Consider the following 23608-nt stretch of genomic DNA (forward strand, 5'->3'; position numbering starts at 1 on the left):
CGGATCGTCAGCGGAAGCGCAGGGCGGTCGGGCCCTGGACCTTGGAACCGCGGCGCTGCTTGGCCGGCATCGCGGCGAGCTTCTCGCGAAGCTCGACCGCGTACGACGCCAGCGCCTCGACCAGGTCGCCGACCGACGCGTGCTGCGGCTGGACGTCGACGCGCAGGCCGAACTCCGTCGCCGTCTCGGCGGTCTTCGGCCCGATCACCGCGACGACCGTGCGGGCGTGCGGCTTGCCGGCGATGCCGACCAGGTTGCGGACCGTGGACGACGAGGTGAAGAGCACCGCGTCGAAGCCACCGGACTTGATCGCGTCGCGGATGTCTGCCGGCGGCGGCGCCGCGCGGACCGTCCGGTACGCGGTGACGTCGTCCACCTCCCAGCCACGCTCGATGAGGCCCGCGGCCAGCGTCTCGGTGGCGATGTCGGCGCGCGGCAGCAGCACCCGGCCGACCGGGTCGAGGATCTCGTCGTGCGGGGAGAACTCCGCCAGCAGGCCCTCGCTCGACTGGTCGCCGGCGGGGATCAGCTCGGGCTGAATGCCGAACGCGCGGACGGCGCCGGCCGTGGCCTCGCCGATACAGGCGATCTTGACGCCGCCGAAGTGCCGGGCGTCCAGGCCGTGCTCGGCGAACTTCTCCCAGACCGCGCGGACCGCGTTGACCGAGGTGAAGACGACCCAGGCGTACCGGCCGTCGACCAGGCCCTTGACGGCCCGCTCCATCTGCGCCGGGGTGCGCGGCGGCTCGACGGCGATCGTCGGCACCTCGCACGGGATGGCCCCGTACGCCCGCAGCCGGGCGCTCATCGCACCCGCCTGCTCCTTGGTGCGCGGTACGAGCACCTTCCAGCCGTACAGCGGGCGGTTCTCCCACCAGCTCAGCTTGTCGCGCTGGGCGACCTCCGCGCCGACGGTGAGCACCACCCGGCCGGTGAAGCCGAGCGCCGCGGCGACGAAGCTGTCCACCGACGAGGTGGTCGTGTACTGGGTCTCACCGGTGCCGTCGCCGGTCACGCCGACCGGCGTGCCGGGCTCGATGCCCGCGGCCAGCAGGCCGTCGCGGACGGCGGCGAGGTCACCGGCGTCGACGGCGACGGCGAACGAGCCCTTGACCGCGGCCGCGGCGAGCGCGTCGAAGTCCAGGCCGGCCACGTCGTCGATGTCGGCGGCGGTGCGTACGCCGGGCAGCGGCACGCCGGCGTAGGTGGCGACGCCCTCGGCCTGGCCGAGCCCGGGCACGACCTCGAAGTGCACGGCGGTCCGGGCCACGGCCTGGACCTCCTTGACCACGGCCTCGTGACCGAACGGGTCGCCGGCGACCAGGTGCACGGCGGACAGGCCGGACTTGGCCGCGGAGAGCAGCACCTTGGCGACGTCGCCGGGTGCGCCCTCGGCCGGGCTGAACTGGGTGTCGTCCTTGGCCTCCGCCCGGATGGCCGCGAGCAGCGATTCGGGCACGCCGCGGTCGTAGATGACCTGATCGGCCTCGGCGAGGGTGTCGTGCGCCCGGCGGGTCAGCAGACCCGGGTCGCCGGGTCCGGCGCCGACGAACGCGATGCGCCCTGCGGACTTACGGGCGGTGCGGGTGGTCATTCTGTGCTCCCCATCAGGGTGTCGGCGCCGGCGTCGAGGAGATCGGCGGCAAGCGCCTTTCCGATCTCCGCCGCGTCGGCGGGCGTTCCGGTGCGCGACAGCCGGACAGCTCGAGCCCCGTCCGGGCTGATCACCGCACCGCGCAGGTAGATCTCATCGCCTTGCTCGCCTTCGGCGAGTTCGGCGTGTGCCGCGACCGGCGCGGAGCAACCGGCCTCGAGCGTGGCGAGCATCGCCCGTTCCGCCGTGACGGCGGCGCGGGACGGTGCATGGTCGAGTGCGGCCAGCAGCTCGACCAGATCTGCGTCGTCGGATCGGCACTCGATCGCCAGCGCACCCTGTGCGGGCGCGGGCAGCATGAGCATCGGGTCCAACGTCTCCGTGATCTCGGCGGCACGGCCGAGACGCGCCACGCCGGCCCGCGCCAGGACGACCGCGTCGAGGTCGGCCTCGGGGCCGAGCACCCTCGCGATGCGGCTGTCGACGTTGCCGCGGATAGGCGTGACCTGCAACTGTAGGCCCAAGGCATGCAGTTGCGCGATTCGGCGCACCGCGCCCGTACCGATCGCGGAGCCCGCCGGCAGCTCGGTGAGGGTCAGGCCGTCGCGGGCGATGAGCGCGTCGCGCGGGTCCTCGCGCTGCGGGACCGCCGCGATGTGCAGACCCGGGTGCGGGTGCGTCGGCAGGTCCTTGTACGAGTGGACCGCGAAGTCGATCTCGTTCGAGATCAGGGCGTCGCGCAGCGCGGAGACGAAGACCCCGACACCGAGCTGGGCGACCGGCGCGGCGGAGCGGTCGCCGGCGGTGACGATCCGGACCAGCTCGACCGGGCGGCCGGTGGCCGCGGTCAGCGCGTCGGCGACGAGCTGGGACTGAGCGAGCGCGAGCGCGCTGCCACGGGTGCCGAGGCGGAGTGTGGCGTTCACTCTTGTCCTCCGATCTCGGGTACGGCGTCAGCCTGTGTGGCGTGCGGCACGTCTAGGTCGAACAACTCACGCAGCAGCGCCGCGTACTGGTCGCCGCCGGGCTCGGCCGCGAGCTGCCGGACCCGCACGGTCGGCGAGTGCAGCAGCTGCTGGACGACCCGGTGCAGGGTACGGGAAACATCGGCCCGCTGCTCCTCCGTGAATTCCGGCCGGCGGGCGGAGAGCTTGCGCAGCTCGCCGCTGACCACCTCGTCGGCCCGGGTCCGCAGGGCGGCGACGGTCGGCGCGATCTCGGCGCCGCGCAGCCAGGCCATGAAGTGGTCGACCTCGGCCGCGACGATCTGCTCGACAGCGGCGGTCTCGGCGGCCGCCGGCAGGGTGCGCCGGCTCGTGGCCAGGCCGTCGATGTCGACGACGGTGACGTTCGGCAGGTCGGCGACCTCGGGCGCCACGTCCCGCGGCACCGCCAGGTCGAGCACGACCAGCGGCTTCTCCCGGCCGACGAGGGCGGGCGCGGTCAGCACCGGCTCGGTGGACGCGGTCGCGCAGACGACGATGTCGGCCGCGGCGATCGCCGCGTCCAGGGCGGCGAACGGCACGGCCTTGGCGCCGTACGCCTCGGCGAGGCGCTCGGCCCGGGCGGCGCCGCGGTTGGTGATCTGCAGCGGCCCGACACCCGATCGGGTCAGGGTGGCCACCGACAGCGCGCCCATCGCCCCGGCGCCGACCACCAGGCCGGTACGCCCGGCGAGCTCGCCGTCGAAAGTGGCGGAGGCCACCTCGAGCGCGGCGGTGACGACGCTCTGCCCGGCCCGGTCGATGCCGGTCTCGGCGTGCGCCCGCTTGCCGACCCGCAGCGCCTGCTGCATGAGCTCGTGCAGCAGCCGGCCGGCGGAGTCGGACTCGGTCGCGGCGTGATAGGCGTCTCGCAGCTGCCCAAGGATCTGCGCCTCGCCGACGACCATCGAGTCGAGCCCGGCGGTGACCCGGAACGAGTGGCGCACGGCCGCCTCGTCGAAGTGCACGTAGAGGTGGGCGGCGAGGTCGTTGGCCCCGATGCCGGAGTGCTCGGCGAGCACGTTGCAGACGTCGCCGAGGCCTCCGTGGAAGCCGGTGACGGCCGCGTAGACCTCGACCCGGTTGCAGGTGGAGAGGACGACGGCCTCGCCGATGTATGGCTGGGCGACCAGTTTCTGGAGAACGGCCGGGATGTCGCTTCCGGCGATGGTGAGGCGTTCCAGGATGTCGACCCCGGCGGTCCGGTAGGACGCGCCGACGCTGAGCAGGTTCACGAGCCGACCGCCTCCTGGTTTCCCGGCTGCGCCGAACGGCCGCCGGGTATCGCCGTGAGTGACGCCTTGCGGTGCTCGTGGAACGACAGGATCTGCAGCTCGATGGCCAGATCAACCTTACGCACGTCGACACCCGGGGGCACGGACAGCACGCAGGGCGCGAAGTTCAGGATGCTGGTGACGCCCGCGGCGACCAGATCGTCCGCGACGGCCTGTGCCGCACCCGCGGGGGTGGCGATCACGCCGATGGTGATGCCCTCCTCGACGACCGCCCGGCCCAGCTCGTCTATGTGCCGCACGGTCAGGCCGCCCAGCGGCTTGCCGACCTGTTCGGCGTCGGAGTCGAACAGGGCCACTATGCGGAAGCCGCGGCTGGCGAACCCGTCGTAGCCGGCCAGCGCGTGGCCGAGGTTACCGACGCCGACCAGCGCGACCGCGCGGCGCTGGTCCAGCCCGAGGATGTACTCGATCTGGTCGATCAGCAGCGCGACGTCGTAGCCGACGCCGCGGGTGCCGTAAGACCCGAGGTGGGAGAGGTCCTTGCGGAGTTTGGCCGAGTTGACGCCCGCCGCGGCGGCGAGGCCCTCGCTGGACACCGTCTCGGAACCGGACTCCGCGAGGTTGTGCAGAGCGCGCAGGTATTCCGGTAGCCGCGCGATCGTCGCCTCGGGAAGATCCGGGAAGGCGGGAACTGCACCGGTATTACCCGGCGTGCTTCCGTGACGCTGCTGACTCATCTGACTCCGTGCCGACGAGGCGGACCTACGGTGAGCCCTGCTGCAGGTCCGGTACCGGTGGCGCCTGCGTGGACCGGCTGTGATAGCGGGGCTCGTCGGAGTCACAGAATAGGCGCTTGTGAAGGCGTGCACAAATCGCGATCTTGGCTGGAGAACTGGACAAAGATCGAGTCGGCATGCTATCGCCGTCGACTCCTGTCGAGTATTACCAGTTACCGCCCCGGTGTGCCAGCGAGGTCGTATTGCCGACGACGAGCATCACAGCGTCCGGGCGATCCGCACCGCCTCGAGCAGGGTGTCGGCAACCGGCCGGCCGCTGGCGCGCAGCCGCGACGGGTCGGTGAACCCGCCGGTGTAGAGCACGCACACCCCGCCGACCGACTCGGCGGCCTCCGCGTCGTCGAGCGAGTCGCCGATCAGCACCACCTGGTCGCCGGGCACCTGCTGCTCGGCGAGGTGCCGGGCCAGGTGGCCGGCCTTGAGCCCGCCGTCGACCTCGGTCGGCCGCCCGTCGATGCGGGTGAACATGCCGGCCAGGCCGTACGTCTGCACGGCCGGGACCAGCTCGTCGTGGAACCACATGGAGAGCAGCGACTGACCGCCCGGCCAGGCCCTGATCGCGGCCTCGGCGTCCGCCGCCAGCGAGATCGTGGTCAGCCCGACCCGGTAGGCCTCGTGGAAGATCCGGTCGAGCTCCTCGAACTCCTCGGCGTCGACGGCCCGCTCGAGAATCTCCGCGTAGAACTCGGCGACCGGCCGGCGGAACCGCCGCCGGTGCTCGTCGGAGTCGACGCTGCGGCCGCCGACGGCCGCGAACGTGTGGTTGGTCGACGAGACCACCAGCGAGAGATCGTCGAGCAGCGTGCCGTTCCAGTCCCAGACAAGATGAGTGCGAGCCACGGCGCGAGGTTACAGGTGAGGTGCCCCCTCGGGTCTACCGAGATCTCGCAGCAGACGATCTTCCTCGACCCGCCAGTAGCCGTGCTCCCGGCCGTCGAGCAGCACCACCGGCACCCGGTCGCCGTAGTCGCGCTCCAGCTCGATCGACTCGGTGACCTCCACCCGGGTCCACTGACCGGGAGCGATCCGGTCCAGGGTCTGCTCCGCGACCTCACAGAGGTGGCAGCCGTCCCGGCTGATCAGGGTGATCCGGGTCATCGCAGGGCTCCCTTGCGTACCTTGCCGATCGCCGAGTGCGGCAGCTCCGGCACCAGTTCGATCCCGGTCGGCAGCTTGAACCGGGCGAGCTGACCCGCGCAGTAGACCTGCAGCTCGGCCGGGGTCGGCGGGGGGTCGAGGGCGGGCACGACATAGGCGTACGGCGCCTGCCCGGTGAGGCTGTCGGGTACGGCGATCACGGCCGCCTCGGAGACGCCGGGGTGCGAGCCGAGGACCCGCTCGATCTCGGCGGGGTAGACGTTGAAGCCGTTGACCAGGATCAGCTCGCCGATGCGGTCGACCAGCACCAGGTCGCCGTCGGCGTCCGCGTACGCGATGTCGCCGGTGCCCCACCAGCCGTCGGCGTCCGGACCGTCGCGCCCGTCCGGCCAGTACCCGGAGAAGAGGTTGTCGCCGCGCACCACGATCTCGCCGGGATCGGTGCCGCCGCTCACCTCAAGATCCAGGTCCAGCTCGTCGGAGGATTCGGCCGCGACGTCGCCGTCGCTCCACAGCACGGCGCCGTCCGCGGTGCGCAGCAGCAGGGAGACCCCCGGCAGCGGGCGGCCGATCGAGCCGACCTTCTCCCGGTCGCTGACCGCGGTCGTGGTGAGCACCGGCGCCGCCTCGGTGAGGCCGTACCCGATCATGACGGTCCTGCCGGTCGCGTCCGTGAAGCGCGCCGCGTCGGCCGGCTCGAACGGCGCCGCGCCGCACACCGCCGTGCGCACGGTCGACAGGGCCTCGCGCGCGGTCGGCACGACGGACCACGCCGAGTACATGGATGGCACCCCGACCACGGCCGTGACCTGGTGTTTCGCGATAAGTTCGAGCGTCGCCTCCGCGTCGAAGCGATCCACCAGCACCCCGCAGGCGCCGTGGTGAGCGATCGCGCCGAGGCCGGTGTTGAGCCCGTATGCGTGGAAGAACGGGATCGCCAGCAGCACCACGTCATCGCCGCCGAGCACCGGCGGCTCGATCCGCGCCAACTGGTCGTGATTGGCGGCGAGCGCACGGTGGGTGAGCATCGCGCCCTTCGGCCGCCCGCTCGTCCCCGAGGTGTAGAGCAGGACCGCCAGGTCGTCCCCGGCGACCGGGTGCGGCGCGGCCCGCTCCCCGGATTGCAGCGACGCCACCGGTACGGCCAGAGCGTCGGACAACCGCAGCCGGCCCAGCACCGCGTCCTCGGCCACCACCCGAACGGCGCCGCAGTCCGTCAGCGCGAAGGTCAGTTCGTCGGCCGTGTAGCCGGGATTGAGCGGAACCGCGACGAGTCCGGCCCGCAGGACCGCGAAATAGACGACGGCGAAATCGACCGTGTTGCCGAGTACCAGCGCGACGCGATCGCCGGGCGCGGCGCCGACGGCGAGACGGCCCGCGGCGGCCTCGACGCGTTCGTCCAGCTCAGACCAGGTGATTACGGATTCGCCGGCTATCAACGCCGGTGCGTCAGGTCGATGTTGCGCGGATGTGCGGACCGGGTCCCGAGCACTGTTCTCCACGACGCCTGAGTCTGGCATACGAGGCACTCGATCGGGTCGCCGGACACCATGTCCGGGCCCCCACCGGCCTGTCCTACATCGTGACAGATGTTCTTGATGCGATTTCTGTGCCAGTTCGGGATATTTTCGCGCAGCGCACACGTTGTGCGACTCCGCGTGTTCGATCTCCGCAATACTTCCGGTCTGTGTAACGGAGTCCACATCCGTGGGTGAGGTTGACCTGCCATGCGCGGGCCGCCCCACCCCCTTTTGTTGTGGAGCGGTTTTCAGAACCCCTCATCGACGGCCCGCCGGGTCAAGGAGGCGCAGTGAGTCATGTGTACGCCGGCGATCCGTACAGCCGCGACGTGTTCGCGGCGCGCCTCGCGCTCACGGAGGGCCTGAGCGCCCTCCGGAGGGGCATCGACGGCACGATCGCGTACGCGATCCGCAGCGACGGACCCAAGCGGACCCGGAACCGGCCGCACATCAACGAGTCTCCGAGCCGGCTCCTGCCGCCCACCGGAAACGCGAAACCGGGCAGCGGGCGGGTCGCCGTACCCGGACGCCCGCAGGCGCCGCAGCAGGCCGGACCGGACCGGCGGGGCGCGCCCGAGGCTGACGCCACCGTCGTCGTACCGACGCAGAGCACGACCGGCCCGCCCAGCGAGTCCGAGCCACCCAAGTATCCGGCGCGGCCGGACCCCGGCGACGCGGCCGCCGAGGTGTGGGCGCTGGTCGAGCGGGCCCAGGCCGGCGAGTCCGCCGCCTTCGGCCTGATCTACGACCGGTACGTCGACACGGTCTTCCGCTTCGTCTACTTCCGGGTCGGCAACCGGCAGCTCGCCGAGGACCTCACCTCCGACACCTTCCTGCGCGCGCTCAAGCGCATCGGCAGCTTCACCTGGCAGGGCCGTGACCTCGGCGCCTGGCTGGTCACCATCGCCCGCAACCTGGTCGCCGACCACTTCAAGTCGGGCCGCTACCGGCTCGAGGTGACCACCGGAGACGTGCTCGACGCCGACCGCGAGGACCGCGGGCCCGAGGGCAGCCCCGAGGCCGCCGTCGTCGACCACATCACCAACGTGGCGCTGCTCACCGCGGTCAAGCAGCTCAACCCGGAGCAGCAGGAGTGCATCGTGCTGCGCTTCCTGCAGGGCTTCTCGGTGGCCGAGACCGCGCAGACCATGGGCAAGAACGAGGGCGCGATCAAGGCCCTCCAGTACCGGGCCGTCCGGGCACTCGCCCGGCTGCTCCCCGACGGGTTCCAGTGGTGACGGCAATTCATCCGATGTCGATCTCTGCGGGCCCCAGCGGCCTGTTGGTACCCGTAACCGCTCCCGCCGGTCGTGCGTTTGTCCGGGTGCGACCAGTGGTGGGCTTCCGGCCCACCGGTTCCGTCGCGACCGTCGGCGAGATCGCCGACGATTCAGTCACGAGCGAGGGGAGGTGCACACGGTGAGCTTCAATATCTTCGATCGCCGGAGCGCCGAGCGCTTCGCGGAGCTTCTCGACGAGACCAACGGCGGCCTCCGCCACCACACCCGAGGCCAGGCTGACGAGCAACTCGCCGAGCTGGTCGCCATCGGGCATAGCCTTTCCGCGGCACGGTCCGGGGTCCAGGTGGATCTCGAGTTCCGGACGGGGCTGCGAGCGATGCTCGTGGCCACTGCCGAACGGGACGGCATCGGGGCGACCGCAACCGCCACCGCGCAGGAACAGGCCGAGTGGCAGAAGAGTGCCGAACCGGTCCGGAAACTGTTCGGCCGCCGGATCCGCGCCCGCGGCGCGATCGTCATCGGCGTCGCCGCCGGTGCCATGGCCGTCTCCGGAATCTCCGCCGCGAGCGAGAACGCCGCACCGGGCGATGCCCTGTACGGCGTCAAGCGTTCGACCGAGCGCGCACAGCTGGCCATGGCCGGCTCGGACGTCACCCGGGGTCAGCTGTCGCTGACGTTCGCCCGCAACCGGCTCGCCGAGGCGGCCGCGATGGAGGGCGACGACCCGGGCTTCGGCGGCGTCCTCGACGACATGGACAACGACACCCGGCAGGGCGTCAAGCTGCTCACGTCGGCGGCGGTGGCCCGCAAGGACAGGACTCCGCTGAACTCCGTCGACACCTTCGTCGACAGCCAGCGCCGGGTACTCACCCCGAGGCTGGAGCGGCTCGACGCGGGCAACCGCGAGCGGGCGCTGGCGTCGCTGGGCCTGCTCGACTCCGTGCACGAGCGCGCCGAGAACCTGCGCGCCGGGCTCAGGTGCGACACGGTGACGCAGTCCGGCAGCGACGCCATCGGGCCGAAGCTGCGTGAGTGCGCGACCGGCGCCGCGACCTCCACGTCCCCCGGTAGCCAGGGGCACGGTCAGAAGGAGGCGACGACCGGCAGCGGCGACAAGGGCAAGAAGGCCAAGCCGCGGACCAGCGGCAGCCCCACGGCCGACCCGGCCACCGGCGGCGCGCCCGGTTCCCGGAACCTCGACCCGTCGGCGGACCCGTCGATCCTGCCGGCGCCGCTGAACTCGGACGGCACGGACAACACACCGGCCGAAGAGGACAAGGGCCTGCTCGGCGGCATCCTGGGTGGGATCTTCGGAAGCTGATCGGGCGCCACGTGGCGAGGGGCGGTGTCGGACTGCAGGAGTCCGGGCCGCCCCTCGCTTTTCAGGTTAGCGGCCGAACGGGTCCGGGCGCTTCTCCAAAAGGGAATGAATCGTTGCCTGAATCGTCTCGCGCACCTCGTCGGCGAGGTTGTAGACGACCATCGGATCGTCCGCGTGCTCGGTGAGGTGCGCGGTCGGGATCGGCGGGCAGAACTCGATGAGCCACTTGCTGGGCAGCGGGACCAGGCCGAGCGGCCCGAGCCACGGGAACGTCGGCGTCACCGGGAAGTACGGCATGCCGAGCAGCCGGGCCAGCGGCTTGAGGTCGGCGATGATCGGATAGATCTCCTCGGCGCCGACGATGGCGACCGGGATGATCGGGGTGCCGGTGCGCAGCGCCGCGGAGACGAAGCCGCCCCGGCCGAAGCGCTGCAGCTTGTAACGCTCCGAATAGCGTTTACCGATGCCCTTGAAGCCTTCGGGGAAGACGCCGACCAGCTCGCCCTCGCGCATCAACCGCTCGGCGTCCGGGTTGCAGGCCACCGTCGCGCCGGCCTTACGGGCCAGTTCGGACAGCACCGGCATGCGGAACACCAGGTCGGCGCCGAGCAGCCGCAGATGCCGGTCCCGCGGGTGCTGGTCGCGCAGGGCGACCGTGAGCATGAGCGCGTCGAGCGCCACCGTGCCGGAGTGATTTCCGACGACGAGCCCGCCGTCGAGGTCCGGGACGTTCTCGATGCCGAAGACCTCGGTGCGGAACCAGTCCCGGTAGAGCACTTTGAGCATCGGGTGGAAGACGGCGTCGGTGAGCTCGGGATCGAAACCGAAGTCGTCGATGTCGTAGGCGCCGGCCAGGCGCCGCCGGAGGAAGGCGAGCCCGCTCGCCACCCGCTGGTCCCAGACGTCGACCACGCCGGCGGGCGCCGCCGGCAGTTCCGGCGTCGCGTCCGCCGCGGGCAGTTCCGGCGTCGCGTCCGCCGCGGGCAGCTCGGTGGCGTCCGGTTCGGTCGGCTCTGTGGCGTCCGGCCCGGTCAGCTCCGGGGCCGGCGGTCCCTCGACCGCGGCGCGGGCGGGCCGCCGGCCGGGCCGCCGCCCGTTCAACCGCTTCGCCGGTACGGCGACCGGCAGCTCGAAGTCGGTGTGCCCGGGCAGCGCCGCATGAAACTCGTCCTGTGTCATGACTGCACGTGCTCCTGGTCCTGCGTCGCCGCGGCCCGGACCCGGCGGATGCCGTCGAGGATGGCCCGCTCGGCGGCGGCCAGCCGGTCGGCGCTCAACGACGCGCCGTTGCGGTGACCGTTGATGAAGTCGTCGAAGGCGGCCGCGGTGGTGCGCGGCGTGAACCCGAACTCCTTGACCAGGCGGCTCGTGTCGACCACCCGGCCGTGCACGAACAGGTCGATCTGGTCCAGTCCGATCTGGCCGACGCCGACGTTGCGTGCGACCGCGGCGAACGACGAGAGCGTGCCCTCGGGCAGCGGCAGCGAGATCCGGCCGGCCCGGCGCACGGCCTGGGAGAGCGAGAGGACGCCGTCGCCGGCCACGTTGAAGGTGCCCGGGTGGTCCTCGACCACCGAGCGGTGCAGGATCTCCAGCGCGTCGTCGACGTGCACGAACTGCAGCCGGGCGTCGCGGCCCAGCACGGTCGGTACCAGCGGCTGTGCGAAGTAGCGGGTCAGCGAGGTCTCGGCGGTCGAGCTGATGAACGGCGCGAACCGCAGCACGGTGGCGCCGATCTCGGGACGCCGGCGGCGGAAGCCGCGCACGTAGCCCTCGATGTCGAGGATGTCGCGGGCGAACGACCCGCGCGGCACGGCCCGGGGCTCGGTGTCCTCGGTGAACACGGCCGGGTCACGGAACGAGGCGCCGTACGCGGCCGTGGAGGAGCGCACCACCAGCTTGCGCAGCCGCCCGGCGCCCTGCGCGCCGGCGAGCAGCTGCATCGTGCCGATGACGTTCTGTTCCTTCATCGCCATGCGCCCGCCGCTGTGCGGATCGGGCGCGCTGGTGACCGCCAGATGCACGATCGCCTCGGCGCCCAGCTCGGCGAGGACGCTCGCCGAGGCGCGCGCGTCGGCCTGGATCAGCTCGACGTCCGCCAGCAGGCCCGACAGGGCCGGCGACGGTTCGTGCGGATCCAGGCCGATGACACGTTCGATGCGGGGGTCCGCGGCGAGCCGGGACGCGACGCGGGCACCGAGGAAACGACTCACCCCGGTGACCACGACGACCCTCGGCGGGGCCGCGGGCAGAGACGTCACCACGGGCGCGCCTTTCGCATGCGGCGGTGCTGGAGGCAGGTGAGCGGGCCGGGTGTCATGCCCGGCCGGTCATCACTTGCCGAGACGGCGACGCTGGACGCGGGTCTTGCGCAGCAGCTTACGGTGCTTCTTCTTCGCCATACGCTTGCGACGCTTCTTGACCACGGAGCCCATACGAAATGCCTCTCGAAACCATGTGGGGCCGGTCCCTGCGCACCCGCAGGCACACCCGACCGAGCTTGACGGCGGCTCGCCCCGCACTGGCGCCGATTGGACGCACGCAGATGTCAGGGGGCGAACCGCTCCAGCGTAGCGGCCCGGCGGACCCAGGACCAACACGGCCCCGGGGTCACGCGGTTTGGCTGAACGCTCCGCGCAGGTATGTGTGGACGGCGTGCTCCGGCACGCGGAACGAGCGGCCGACCCGCACGGCGCTGAGTTCACCGCCGTGGACGAGCCGGTAGACGGTCATCTTGGAAACCCGCATGAGCGCGGCGACCTCGGCCACGGTCAGGAAGCGCACCTCCGCGAGGCGCTCCTCGGCTTGGGCTGGACCCGTCATCTCCTCGCACCGATCCTTTCGCAGGCGCCTCCGCCGCGGCCGGTCAGGCCTTGCGCCGCGGCGGGCGGGCGCGCGTGTCATCAGTACGGTATCGAGACTGCTGTGACCAAGGCGATGCGTTCCGTGAAATAACCACAAAAAGTCAAGCCGACACGCCACATGAGGCGCGTTTTACCCCGAAAGATGACTTACTTCCTACTAACGAGGGCTTTACCGAAGAACGCCACATTTGCCGGGCGCTCGGCCAGGCGGCGCATCATGTAGCCGTACCACTGGTCGCCGTACGGGACGTAGACGCGCACGGTGTGGCCGACGGCGGCGAGCCGGGCCTGCTCCTCCGGGCGGGTGCCGAAGAGCATCTGGAACTCGAACTCGTCGGACGAGCGGTCGAACCAGCGCGCCCGGTCCTCGGCGATGGCGATCAGCCGCGGGTCGTGCGTCGCGATCATCGGGTAGCCGTTGCCGGACATCAGGATGTTGAGGCAGCGCACGTAGGCCTTGTCGACGTCGAGCGCCGACTGGAACGCCACCGACTCGGGCTCGGCGTAGGCGCCCTTGCAGAGCCGCACCCGCGACCCCGCGGTGGCCAGCTCGCGGCAGTCCCCCTCGGTCCGGCGCAGGTAGGCCTGCAGCACCGCCCCCGTCGCCGGGTGGTCCTTGCGCAGCTCGGCGAGGATCTCCAGCGTCGAGTCCGTGGTGGTGTGGTCCTCGGCGTCCAGCGTGACCGTGGTGCCGGCGTCGGCGGCCGCGACGCAGATCTCCTGCGCGTAGTCGTAGGCCATCCGGTCGTCGACCTTCTGCCCGAGCGCGGACAGCTTCACGCTGACCTCGGCCGCCGGGGTGAGGCCCGCGGACTTCAGCCGGCCGAGCAGAGTCAGGTACTGATCGCGGGTGGCGGTCGCCTGCTCCGCCGTGAGGGTGTCCTCGCCCAGGTAGTCCAGGCTGATCGCGAGGCCGTCGTCGGCGAGCTCGCGGCTCGTGCGCAGGGCGTCGTCGACGCCGTCGCCGGCCACGAACCGGCGGACGATGCCCTTGGTGACCGGGGCGGTGGAGACGAGCCGCTCCATCCGGGACGACCCGGCGGCGGCGAGAATGACGGAACGGAGCATGGACCGAGCGTATCGTTCGTGGCCGCGCCAGTCGCCGCGGAGCTGTGTAGTCGCCCGAGGTGAGGCTACGGTTATCGGGTGAACTTCGATGCGTACGCGCGTACGGCGGTCGAGCTCGTCAACGCCGGGCTCGGCGACCTCGACGGGCTCAGATCCCTGTTCCGCGAGGATCTTGCCTGGATGCGCGACGAGGTCGCAGAGAAGGACCTCGGGTCCTTCCGCCGCGCACAGCGCCGGCTGCGCGACATCTTCGAGTACGGCACCACGGGCCGCGACACCGAGGCCGTCACCGAGCTGAACGCCCTCCTCGAGGCGTACCCGGTGCAGCCGCGCATCTCGGGGCACGACGCCTCCGACTGGCACATGCACGTCACCAGCCGCGGCGCGTCCGTGAGCTCGGAATACCTGGCCGGCGCCGTCTGGGGCCTGTCGGTCTGGCTGTGCGAGTACGGCAGCGCCCGCTTCGGCATCTGCGCCGACGAGCGCTGCGGCAACGTCTATCTCGACACGTCGTCCAACAACTGCCGGCGCTTCTGCTCCGAGCGCTGCGCGACCCGCTCACACGTGGCGGCGCACCGCGCCCGCAAGCGCGCCGCGACCCTCACCCCCGCGTAGCCGCCGGGGTCGAGGACGCGGCCGGCGCCAGGTGGTGCCGGGCGAAGGCGAGCGACTCCCGCAGGTCCGCCTCGCGGACCGCGCGGCTGGTCACCTTGCGGGTGGAGACCTCCAGCGCCACCGAGCCCCGGAAGCCCCGGCCCTCCAGCGAGCGCAGCAGCTCGGCGCAGGGCTGGTTGCCCCGCCCCGGCACCAGGTGCTCGTCGCGGCCCTCGCCGGTGCCGTCGCCCAGGTGGACGTGCTTGAGGCCCGGGCCCATCCGGTCCGCCATGACCAGCGAATCCGTCCGCGAGGCTGCGGCGTGCGACAGGTCGAGCGTGTAGGCGTCGTAGCCGGCCTCGGTCGGATCCCAGCCCGGCACGTACGGGACGAAGTTCCGCCCCGCCATCCGCACCGGGTACATGTTCTCGATCGCGAAGTTCGTGTCCGGGTGCCGGACCTGCACCTTCGCCAGGCCGGCGGCGAAGTTGCGGGCGTAGTCGCGCTGCCAGGTGAAGGGCGGGTGCACGACAACGGTCGGCGCGCCCAGCGTCTCGGCCAGCCCGGCCGCGCGGTTGAGCCGCTCCCAGGGATCCGGGCTCCACACCCGCTGGGTCACCAGCAGGCAGGGCGCGTGCACGGAGAGGACCGGCACGCCGTAGTGGGCGGCGAGACCCTTCAAGGCGCCCGCGTCCTGGCTGACGGCGTCGGTCCAGACCATGACCTCGACACCGTCGTAGCCCAGCGTCGCCGCCATCTCGAATGCCGCGGCGGTCGGCTCGGGGAAGACGGAGGAACTGGACAGGAGAACGGGGACACGGAAGGCCACCGGTCAAGGGTAGACCCGCCGAGCACACCTGCCAGGTCCTCCGTCGGTGTAAACAGTGGCAAACCAGGCGGCCGGGGCGGACGTAGTCACCCACGCGCGTACGCTGTCGCAGGTGAGCCGCCGCACCCAGATTCGCATCGTGATGGACGAGGCGGCTGCCGCCCGCGCCCGCGAGGTACCCCTCGACTTCCCCCGGGAATGGATCGAGTTCACCGATCCGGCCGACGACCAGCACGTGGTCCGCGCCGACCTGACCTGGCTGCTGTCCCGGTGGACCTGCGTCTTCGGGTCGGCCTGCCACGGCATCATCGCCGGCCGCCCACAGGACGGCTGCTGCTCACACGGCGCGTTCTTCACCGACTCCGACGACGAGAACCGGACCAGGAACGCGGCGGCCAAGCTGACGCCCGAGACCTGGCAGCACTACCGGCGCGGGTTCAAGAACTACACCGAGATGGACACCGTCGACGGCTCCAAGCCGGCCCGGCGTACGGCGACGCAGTCCGCCGACGGGCCGTGCGTGTTCCTCAACGACGCCGACTTCGCCGGGGGCGGCGGCTGCGCGCTGCACGCACAGGCGCTGCGCGACGGCGTGCACCCGCTGACCTACAAGCCGGACGTGTGCTGGCAGCTGCCGGTGCGCCGCGAGCAGGACTGGACGAAGCGGCCGGACGGCAGCAAGTACCTGCTGTCCACGCTTACCGAGTTCGACCGGCGCGGCTGGGGACCCGGCGGGCACGACCTCGACTGGTGGTGCACGTCCTCGCCGGACGCGCACGTCGGCACCGAGCCGATGTACCGGTCGTACGGGCCCGAGCTGATAGCCCTGATCGGCCAGGACGCGTACGACGAACTGGCCCGGCTCTGCGACATCAGGCTGCGGTCGAAGCTGGTCGCGCCGCACCCGGCCACGGTCGCCGCGGAGGCGGCCCGGGCGCCGGGCAAGCGCGGCGGGCGGGCGCCCGCGACGCCGCCGAAGCAGCCCTGACCGCCGCACCGCGGACTCACGGCTCGAACTTGTAGCCCAGACCACGCACGGTGACGATGTAGCGCGGGGCCGACGGCTCCGGCTCCACCTTGGAGCGCAGGCGCTTCACGTGGACGTCCAGGGTCTTCGTGTCGCCGACGTAGTCGGCGCCCCAGACGCGGTCGATCAGCTGGCCGCGGGTCAGCACCCGGCCGGCGTTGCGCAGCAGGAGCTCGAGCAGTTCGAACTCCTTGAGCGGCAGCTGAACCGACGTACCCTCAACGGTCACCACGTGCCGTTCCACGTCCATCCGGACCGGGCCCGCCGCCAGCGTCGGCGTCGTCACCTCGGCCGGCTCCGCACCCTGCCGGCGCAGGACCGCACGGATCCGGGCGACCAGTTCGCGCGGGGAGTACGGCTTCGTGACGTAGTCGTCGGCGCCGATCTCCAGTCCGACGACCTTGTCGATCTCGCTGTCCCGGGCGGTGACCATGATGATCGGCACGCTGGAGCGCTGGCGCAGCTGCCGGCACACCTCGGTGCCGGACATCTCGGGCAGCATGAGGTCCAGCAGGACGATGTCGGCGCCGGTCCGGTCGAACTGCGTCAGCGCCGAGGTTCCGGTCGGAGCGACCGACACCTCGAAGCCCTCCTTGCGCAGCATGTACGACAGGGCATCGGAGAACGACTCCTCATCCTCGACCACGAGCACGCGAGCCAATGGGGGTTCCTTCCTTCGGGGGCGGCCTGGTCAGGCCGAAGGGAGCCCGGCCGCGCCGGACTCGATCTCAATCGCCGGGGGTAACGGCATAGGTACCTCCGGGGGGCGCGCCGGTAGGCGCAGGGTGAATGTCGAGCCACCGCCGAGCGTGCTGGTCACCTCGACGCGACCGCCGTGGTTGGTGGCGATGTGCTTGACGATGGCCAGGCCGAGTCCGGTGCCGCCGGTGGAGCGCGAGCGGGCCTGGTCGGCGCGGTAGAAGCGCTCGAAGATCCGGTCGACGTCGTGCGGTGCGATGCCGATGCCCTGGTCGGTGACGTCGATCTCGATCCAGTCCTCGTCCTCGCGCATGGCCAGCACCACCTCGGTGTCCTCGCCCGAGTAGGCGATGGCGTTCTCGACGAGGTTCGTCACCGCGGTGGCGACCTGGCTGTCGCTGCCGTAGACGGTCGCACCCCTCGGGCCGGTGTACACGACCTCGATGCCCTTGGCCGACGCCGTGGTGCGGGTGCGGTCGACCACCTCGGCGATCACCCAGTCCAGGGCGACCGGCTCCGGGGTGGGCAGCGGCTCCGCGCCCTGCAGCCGGGTCAGCTCGAGCAGCTCGTTGACGAGCCGGCCCATCCGGGCGGACTCGTGGTGGATGCGCTCGGCGAACCGGCGCGCGGCGACCATGTCCTCGGACCGCTCCAGGGCCTCCGCGGCCGGCAGCTCCGTCGCGTCCAGCAGCGCCTCGGCGAGCAGCTGGAGCGCGCCGATCGGGGTCTTCAGCTCGTGACTGACGTTTGCGACGAAGTCCCGCCGTACCCGGGCCAGGCGGTGCGACTCGGTGACGTCCGCGGCCTCGATGGCGACGTGGGTGGCGTTCAGGGCCACGGCGCGCAGGTGCAGCCCGAGCGGGGCGTGCGCGGCGCCCGCGCGGCCGCGGGGCAGGTCGAGCTCGACCTCGCGGCGCATGCCCGTGCGCCGCACCTGGCCGGCCAGGGTACGCAGGATCGGGTGCGCCGCGATCGTCCCGGGTGCACCGCCGGAGCGCAGCAGCCCCATCGCCCGCGCGGCCGGGTTGACCAGTACGGGCTCGTCCTCGGCGTCGAGCACGACGACGCCGACGCGCAGCGAGTCGAGGCTCTTGCGACCGAGGCCCTTGAGTCCGTGTTTGCCCGTACGCTCGTCGTCGGTGTCGATCTCTCGTCCCCCCTCGGCCGGCCGGGCGGCCGGTGTGTTGTCGCTCGCGCGGCCGGCCGAGCCGGCCCAGCGGGCCCTGGACAGCAGGAACCCGGCCACCACGCCTATGGCGAGGGCGGCGAGAACGAGGGTTGTGCCGGACACCGGATTCACGCTGCGATCGTAGGGGCATTGTTTACCTGGACCGTACGGCTAACCGGACATAACCGGCGCGCTTCGAACAATGTTCACCACCAGGCCCGGCGTCGTTCACCGCCGTTCATGTTCAGGCTGCCGTGCACCCCTAGCGTTGCCCATGTAAGCCCTGCTCACAAGGCTGCCGCCCCCGTAGGGCCAGCCCCGAACCCCGGGACGAGAAATCATGCGCGAGGAGTTTCAGTCCGACCTGACGGAGGTCAGTCGCCTGCTGGTGACCATGGCGGAGTCCGTGCGCGCCGCGATGCGCAAGGCGACCACCGCCCTGCTGAAGGCCGACCGGGAGGCTGCCGCCGCGGTCATGGAACGCGACGCCGAGGTCGACGAGGTCTACCGCCAGGTCGAGGCGAAGGTGGCGGACAGCATCGCCCGGCAGGCGCCGGTCGCCTCCGACCTGCGGACGCTCATCACCGCCCTGCACATCTCCGCCGACCTCGAGCGGATGGGCGACCTGGCCGAGCACGTCGCGAAGACCGCGCTGCGGCGGCACCCGTCGCCGGCGGTGCCCGCCGAACTGCGGCCCGTCTTCCGGCAGATGGGCGAGGCTGCCGACCGCATGGCCGAGAAGATCACCGCCGTCCTGGCCAACCCGAACGCCGACCTGGCGGCGGAGCTGGAGAAGGACGACGACGCCATGGACGAGCTCGAGCGCGATCTGTTCAAGGTGCTGCTGCACGACGACTGGCCGTACGGCGCGGAGACCGCGATCGACGGCGCCCTGCTGGGCCGCTTCTACGAGCGGTACGCGGACCACGCCGTGAACGCGGGTGAGCAGATGATCTACCTGATCACCGGCGAACCGGTCACCGGCTGACCGACGGACGCGAAACGCCGGGACACCACGGGGGTGCGTCCCGGCGTTTCGGCTGTCCGGTCCGGGTCAGCGGCCCTGGCTGGCGACCGCCGCGGCGGCCTCCTTGGCCAGTTCCGGGTCGAGGTACGCGCCGCCGGCGGTGACCGGGCGCAGCTCGTCGTCCAGGTCGTAGCGCAGCGGAATGCCGGTCGGGATGTTCAGCTTCGCGATCGCCTCGTCCGAGATCTGGTCGAGGTGCTTGACGATCGCCCGCAGCGAGTTGCCGTGCGCGGCGACCAGCACCGTCCGGCCCGAGAGCAGGTCCGGCACGATCGCGTCGTACCAGTACGGCAGGGCGCGGGCGAGCACGTCCTTGAGGCACTCGGTGCGCGGCTTGAGCTCCGGCGGCAGCGCCGCGTAGCGCGGGTCGGCGAACTGCGAGAACTCGTCGCCGTCGGCGATCGGCGGCGGCGGCGTGTCGTATGAGCGGCGCCAGAGCATGAACTGCTCCTCGCCGTACTCCTCGAGGGTCTGCTTCTTGTCCTTGCCCTGCAGCGCGCCGTAGTGGCGCTCGTTGAGCCGCCACGAGCGCCGCACCGGGATCCAGTGCCGGTCCGCGGTGTGCAGCGCGATCTCCGTGGTCCGGATCGCGCGCCGCAGGACGCTGGTGTGCACGACGTCGGGCAGCAGGCCGTGCTCCTTCAGCAGCTCGCCGCCGCGCCGCGCCTCGGTCTCACCCTTGGCGTTGAGGTCGACGTCGACCCAGCCGGTGAAGAGGTTCTTGGCGTTCCACTCGCTCTCGCCGTGCCGCAGCAGCACAAGGGTCCCCACAGTCATGCCCTCCATCCTGCCGCAGACCGGGCGCGGGTGTCCGCTGACCCCGGGGTGGCGACCAACACGTGGAAATCCTGCTGCGCCGGCGGCCGAAGATCCGTAACTTGTAAGGCTGCGAAGGTTGTTCGGTGCTTACGGAGGTTCAGGCGTGCGCGAATGGTTACAGCAGGCTGCCGGCGGCCTCCCACGGCAGTTCTGGTTCCTCTGGACCGGCACCCTGATCAACCGACTCGGCTCGTTCGTCGTCGTCTACCTGGCCATCTACCTCACCGGGCAACAGCACTTCAGCCAGAGCCAGGCGGGTCTCGTGCTGGGTGCGTACGGGGTGGGCGGCGCGGTCGGCACGATGACCGGCGGCGTGCTCACCGACAGGTGGGGCCGCCGGCCGACGATGCTGACGGCGCAGTTCGGCGCGGCCGGGCTGATGCTCGGCCTCGGCCTCGCGCAGGGCTTCTGGCAGATCCTCGTGGGAGCGCTGCTGCTGGGCGTCTTCGCAGAGGGGGTCCGCCCCGCGTTCCAGGCCATGATGGTCGACGTGGTCCCGGACTCCGACCGGATCAGGGCCTACTCGCTGAACTACTGGGCGGTCAACCTGGGCTTCGCGATCGCGGCCGTCCTGGCCGGCCTCGCCGCCCAGTTCGACTACCTGCTGCTCTTCCTGGTGGATGCCGGGACGACCCTGGCCACGGCGCTGATCAGCCTCGTCTTCCTGGCCGAGACCCGCCCGTCCCGCACGCCGCAGGCGCCGCGGACGAAGGGCGGCCCGGGGCTGGGGACGATCTTCCGGGACCGGATCTTCATGACCTTCGTGGCGCTGAACTTCTGCATCGTCCTGGTGATCATGCAGCACGTCTCGACGCTGCCGATCGCGATGAGCGCGGACGGCCTGGGCCCGGCCACCTTCGGCTGGGTGATCGCGGTCAACGGCCTGATGATCGTCGCGGGTCAGCTCTTCGTCCCGAAGCTGATCGAAGGCCACGACCGGTCGCGGGTCCTGGCCCTCTCCACCCTGATCATCGGCGTGGGCTTCGGGCTGAACGCCTTCGCCGGCACGGCCGCGCTCTACGCCCTGTCCGTGGTGATCTGGACCCTGGGCGAGATGCTCCAGTCCCCGTCGAACTCGGCGCTGATCGCGGAGCTGTCACCGGCACACCTGCGCGGCCGGTACCAGGGCGTGAACTCCCTGTCCTGGTCGGGGGGCGCGGCACTGGCCCCGGTCCTGGGCGGCTTCGTCCAGGAACACCTGGGCGGCGCCGTGCTCTGGCTCGGCTGCGCGGCGATCGGCCTGCTCGTGGCGGCGGGCCAGATCGTCTCGGGCCCGTCGCGCGAGCGCCGGGCCACGGCCCTGCGCGGGGCCGCCCTGGTGACCCCGGGCGCCGCCGCAACGGCCGTACCGGAGGCCGCCGGGGTCGCGCCGCCGCTCGCCGGGGCCGCCGTCGTCCCCCGCCAGGTCCCGGTCAAGGTTCCGGCCCTCGACTGAGCGCTCCGGTGACCCGAATCGGTCCGAATCGGATCGGCGCGAGGAAGCCGCCCCGAAGTGAACAACGGGCCGGACGTCTGATTCCCGCATCATCCGTGAGGTTGGAGTTGCCTCATGTGACGGTTCAGACAGATGGCAGACAGCCAACTGGCTTGTAAGCCTCGACCGGCCCAACTAGCGTGGTCGATGGACGCCGAGCCGTCAGTTCGGGGAACGGGTCGACCCTTTGGGTCGCCGCGGATCGGCGTTCGGGGACGGGTGGCATCAGCCGTTGGGGGACGGCGCAACCCGAGACCGGCGGTTAGTGCGGGCGACGCCTATGGGGATGGGCGTCGCCCGCCGCCGCCGGCGCTTTGTTTTACGGGCTGTCTACCGCTCGGGCCCGGGGTCCGCGAAGTGCGCGAAGGCCTGGAGATTGGCCAGGGACTCGCCGCGCTTGACCCGCCACTCCCACTCGCGGCGGATCGAGGAGCCGAAACCGATCTCCAGCATCGAGTCGAAGGACTCGTCCGCATACGTCAGGACCGCGCCGAGCAGCCGATCGAGTTCGTCCTCGTCGAGGCCCTTGAGGGTGACCCGGCCGGTGAGATAGACGTCGCCGGAGGCGTCGATCGAGAAGCCGACGCCGTACATGCGGGCGTTGCGGCGCAGCAGCCAGGCCCAGAGCTCCTCTCGCTTCTCGTCCGGGTGGCGCATCACGAACGCCTCGATGCGCAGCGCGTGCTCGCCGACGATGAGGTTGCAGGCCGTCTTGAGCTTGTGCGTCCCGGGCAGCGTCACCACCCAGGACGAGTCGCCGGTGGGCTCGCACGGCAACTCGCGCTCCGCGCAGACCCGCTCGATCAGCTCACCGACGTCAGTCACCATGAGAACGAGCCTGCCAGACGCGCCGCGATCAGCGCACGATGCTCGGTCACAGCCTCGCGGTATACCCGCAACAGCCCGTCGGCCGTCCGGTCCCAGGAGAAGTTCCTGGCGTGCCGGACGGCGCCGGCCGCCAGGAGCGCCCGGCGCGCCGGCGACAGCAGCAGATTCGCCAGCACCCGGCCCCAGTCACCCGGATCGTGGCCGGACACCAGCACCCCGCTCACGCCGTCGGTGACGGCCGTGACCAGGCCGCCGACCGCCGCGGCGACCACCGGCGTGCCGCAGGCCTGCGCCTCGAGCGCGACCAGCCCGAACGACTCGTTGTGCGACGGGACCGCGACCAGGTCGGCCGCCCGGTAGAGCCCGGCGAGCGCCTCACCGGTGCGCGGCGCGACGAAGCGCACCTTGGGTGAGACGCCGAGCGAGGCGGCCAGCTCGATCAGCGAGGTGGGCCGGTCCAGGCCGCTGCCGCTCGGGCCGCCGCAGATCACCACCGTCACGTCCACGTCACGCAGCGCCGCCGAGGCCAGCGCCCGGATCAGCACGTCCGGGCCCTTGAGCGGCTGGATCCGGCCGACGAACGCGATCACGTACCCCCGCTCGGGCAGGCCCAGCCGGCGCCGTTCCGCGGCCTGGTTGGACCGCGGGCGGAAACGCTCGAGGTCGACACCCGGCTGCACCACCGTGAGTCGGGTCGGGTCTGCGTCGTAGGAGCCGACCAGGTCCCGCGCCTCGAAACGGGTGTTCGCCACCAGCCGGTCCGCCTCCGCGATGACCTGCTCCTCGCCGATGACCCGCGAGTTCGGTTCCGGGCGATCCCCCTCGGCGATGAGGCGGTTCTTGACCTTGGCGAGGGTGTGCGCGGTGTGCACGTGCGGCACGCCCCAGCGCTCCCGGGCCAGCCAGCCGACCTGCCCGGACATCCAGTAGTGGGAGTGGATCAGGTCGTACGAGCCGGGCGGGCGGGCGGCCTCGGCCCGCAGCACGCCATTGGTGAAGGCGCACAGCTGCGACGGCAGCTCTTCCTTCGACAGGCCCTCGAACGGGCCGGCGGTGACGTGCCGCACGATCACGCCGGGCGCCATCTCGACGACCGGCGGCAACTCGCTCGACGTGGTCCGGGTGAAGATCTCGACCTCGACGTCGCGCTCGGCCAGCCGCTTGGAGACCTCGACGATGTACACGTTCATGCCGCCGGCGTCGCCCGTGCCGGGCTGCTCGAGCGGCGAGGTGTGTACCGAGAGGGTGGCGATGCGCCGGGGTGTCGGCCAGCGGCCTGCGGCCCGCAGCTCAGCCACGTCTTGATCCCTTCGAAAGGCGGTCAAACGTAACGGGAAACTGTTACGCCGTCGTTCATCTTCCCCATCTCCGAGGCCCCAACCCAAGGCCAGTAGGCCGGGGGTGACCCAGCTCTCCCGCACG

22 protein-coding genes and 2 pseudogenes are annotated in these 23608 nt (G+C 71.6%); 6 read left to right on the forward strand and 18 right to left on the reverse strand.

The genetic code is table 11. The features are described from left to right. Positions 1–7: 7 nt before the first annotated feature. The 7 genes from AB0B58_RS09275 to AB0B58_RS09305 form a co-directional block, all read right to left on the reverse strand. On the reverse strand, positions 8–1594 hold the full coding sequence (locus AB0B58_RS09275; RefSeq protein WP_360220147.1) for a uroporphyrinogen-III synthase: 1587 nt from the start codon (positions 1592–1594) through the stop codon (positions 8–10). Beyond that, positions 1591–2520, reverse strand: coding sequence for a hydroxymethylbilane synthase (gene hemC / locus AB0B58_RS09280; protein ID WP_360220150.1), 930 nt, complete (start codon positions 2518–2520; stop codon positions 1591–1593). Before hemC ends, AB0B58_RS09275 begins: the two co-directional genes overlap by 4 nt. Beyond that, a complete protein-coding gene (locus AB0B58_RS09285; RefSeq protein WP_360220153.1) occupies positions 2517–3812 on the reverse strand; it encodes a glutamyl-tRNA reductase in 1296 nt (431 codons plus the stop codon). The genes hemC and AB0B58_RS09285 overlap by 4 nt, the downstream gene beginning before the upstream one ends. After that, positions 3809–4549: a redox-sensing transcriptional repressor Rex gene (locus AB0B58_RS09290; RefSeq protein WP_360220156.1), complete on the reverse strand. Its 741-nt coding sequence runs from the start codon at positions 4547–4549 to the stop codon at positions 3809–3811. The genes AB0B58_RS09285 and AB0B58_RS09290 overlap by 4 nt, the downstream gene beginning before the upstream one ends. Before the next feature lie 258 nt (positions 4550–4807). Beyond that, positions 4808–5449: an HAD hydrolase-like protein gene (locus AB0B58_RS09295; RefSeq protein ID WP_360220160.1), complete on the reverse strand. Its 642-nt coding sequence runs from the start codon at positions 5447–5449 to the stop codon at positions 4808–4810. A 9-nt stretch (positions 5450–5458) separates the two neighbouring features. Then, on the reverse strand, positions 5459–5707 hold the full coding sequence (locus tag AB0B58_RS09300) for a glutaredoxin family protein (protein WP_360220163.1): 249 nt from the start codon (positions 5705–5707) through the stop codon (positions 5459–5461). After that, on the reverse strand, positions 5704–7209 hold the full coding sequence (locus AB0B58_RS09305) for an AMP-binding protein (RefSeq protein WP_360220166.1): 1506 nt from the start codon (positions 7207–7209) through the stop codon (positions 5704–5706). Before AB0B58_RS09305 ends, AB0B58_RS09300 begins: the two co-directional genes overlap by 4 nt. A 401-nt stretch (positions 7210–7610) precedes the next feature. On the opposite strand from AB0B58_RS09305, the gene AB0B58_RS09310 reads away from it, so the two are divergent. Next, entirely contained in the window at positions 7611–8465 is an 855-nt protein-coding gene (locus AB0B58_RS09310) for an ECF subfamily RNA polymerase sigma factor, BldN family (RefSeq protein ID WP_360220906.1), read from the forward strand. A gap of 181 nt (positions 8466–8646) precedes the next feature. Continuing rightward, positions 8647–9489, forward strand: a pseudogene (locus AB0B58_RS09315) (DUF5667 domain-containing protein); the annotation flags it as partial. A gap of 366 nt (positions 9490–9855) precedes the next feature. Here the strand turns inward: AB0B58_RS09315 and AB0B58_RS09320 are convergent. The 5 genes from AB0B58_RS09320 to AB0B58_RS09340 form a co-directional block, all read right to left on the reverse strand. Beyond that, positions 9856–10968, reverse strand: a complete 1113-nt coding sequence (locus AB0B58_RS09320) for a lysophospholipid acyltransferase family protein (protein ID WP_360220169.1) — start codon at positions 10966–10968, stop codon at positions 9856–9858. Beyond that, on the reverse strand, positions 10965–12053 hold the full coding sequence (locus AB0B58_RS09325) for an NAD-dependent epimerase/dehydratase family protein (RefSeq protein WP_360220172.1): 1089 nt from the start codon (positions 12051–12053) through the stop codon (positions 10965–10967). Before AB0B58_RS09325 ends, AB0B58_RS09320 begins: the two co-directional genes overlap by 4 nt. Positions 12054–12122: 69 nt before the next feature. Next, positions 12123–12224, reverse strand: coding sequence for a 30S ribosomal protein bS22 (locus tag AB0B58_RS09330; protein ID WP_007465623.1), 102 nt, complete (start codon positions 12222–12224; stop codon positions 12123–12125). 175 nt (positions 12225–12399) lie between these two features. Further along, complete coding sequence (locus AB0B58_RS09335; RefSeq protein WP_125803603.1) at positions 12400–12612, reverse strand: helix-turn-helix domain-containing protein; 213 nt, start codon at positions 12610–12612, stop codon at positions 12400–12402. A gap of 188 nt (positions 12613–12800) precedes the next feature. Next, complete coding sequence (locus AB0B58_RS09340; protein ID WP_360220176.1) at positions 12801–13721, reverse strand: proline dehydrogenase family protein; 921 nt, start codon at positions 13719–13721, stop codon at positions 12801–12803. Between the two features lie 78 nt (positions 13722–13799). On the opposite strand from AB0B58_RS09340, the gene AB0B58_RS09345 reads away from it, so the two are divergent. Then, the gene (locus AB0B58_RS09345; RefSeq protein ID WP_360220179.1) at positions 13800–14336 is read left to right on the forward strand and encodes a CGNR zinc finger domain-containing protein; all 537 of its coding nucleotides are present in this window, start codon (positions 13800–13802) and stop codon (positions 14334–14336) included. Here AB0B58_RS09345 and AB0B58_RS09350 read toward each other — a convergent pair. Further along, positions 14323–15144, reverse strand: a complete 822-nt coding sequence (locus AB0B58_RS09350; RefSeq protein WP_360220182.1) for a sugar phosphate isomerase/epimerase — start codon at positions 15142–15144, stop codon at positions 14323–14325. The two genes, AB0B58_RS09345 and AB0B58_RS09350, sit on opposite strands and share 14 nt — an antisense overlap. Before the next feature lie 112 nt (positions 15145–15256). On the opposite strand from AB0B58_RS09350, the gene AB0B58_RS09355 reads away from it, so the two are divergent. Further along, positions 15257–16132 (forward strand): hypothetical protein, encoded by an 876-nt coding sequence (locus AB0B58_RS09355; protein ID WP_360220185.1) that lies wholly within the window; start codon positions 15257–15259, stop codon positions 16130–16132. 16 nt (positions 16133–16148) lie between these two features. Here the strand turns inward: AB0B58_RS09355 and AB0B58_RS09360 are convergent, their stop codons facing one another. Then, complete coding sequence (locus tag AB0B58_RS09360; protein ID WP_360220188.1) at positions 16149–16832, reverse strand: response regulator transcription factor; 684 nt, start codon at positions 16830–16832, stop codon at positions 16149–16151. 30 nt (positions 16833–16862) lie between these two features. Beyond that, positions 16863–18161, reverse strand: a complete 1299-nt coding sequence (locus AB0B58_RS09365) for an ATP-binding protein (protein ID WP_360220909.1) — start codon at positions 18159–18161, stop codon at positions 16863–16865. Between the two features lie 217 nt (positions 18162–18378). Here AB0B58_RS09365 and phoU point away from each other — a divergent pair, with 217 nt between their 5' ends. After that, positions 18379–19026, forward strand: coding sequence for a phosphate signaling complex protein PhoU (gene phoU / locus AB0B58_RS09370; RefSeq protein ID WP_360220191.1), 648 nt, complete (start codon positions 18379–18381; stop codon positions 19024–19026). 66 nt (positions 19027–19092) lie between these two features. On the opposite strand, the gene AB0B58_RS09375 is transcribed toward phoU, so the two are convergent. Beyond that, complete coding sequence (locus AB0B58_RS09375; protein ID WP_360220194.1) at positions 19093–19851, reverse strand: phosphoglyceromutase; 759 nt, start codon at positions 19849–19851, stop codon at positions 19093–19095. 136 nt (positions 19852–19987) lie between these two features. Here AB0B58_RS09375 and AB0B58_RS09380 point away from each other — a divergent pair, with 136 nt between their 5' ends. Then, complete coding sequence (locus AB0B58_RS09380) at positions 19988–21319, forward strand: MFS transporter (RefSeq protein WP_360220197.1); 1332 nt, start codon at positions 19988–19990, stop codon at positions 21317–21319. 369 nt (positions 21320–21688) lie between these two features. Here AB0B58_RS09380 and AB0B58_RS09385 read toward each other — a convergent pair whose 3' ends face one another. Continuing rightward, complete coding sequence (locus AB0B58_RS09385) at positions 21689–22186, reverse strand: YbjN domain-containing protein (RefSeq protein WP_360220200.1); 498 nt, start codon at positions 22184–22186, stop codon at positions 21689–21691. Continuing rightward, positions 22180–23552 (reverse strand): annotated as a pseudogene (mshA, locus tag AB0B58_RS09390) (D-inositol-3-phosphate glycosyltransferase). The gene AB0B58_RS09385 and the pseudogene mshA overlap by 7 nt, the downstream one beginning before the upstream one ends. Positions 23553–23608 lie beyond the last annotated feature (56 nt).

The sequence above is a fragment of the Actinoplanes sp. NPDC049118 genome, assembly GCF_040648555.1.
GTDB lineage: Bacteria > Actinomycetota > Actinomycetes > Mycobacteriales > Micromonosporaceae > Actinoplanes.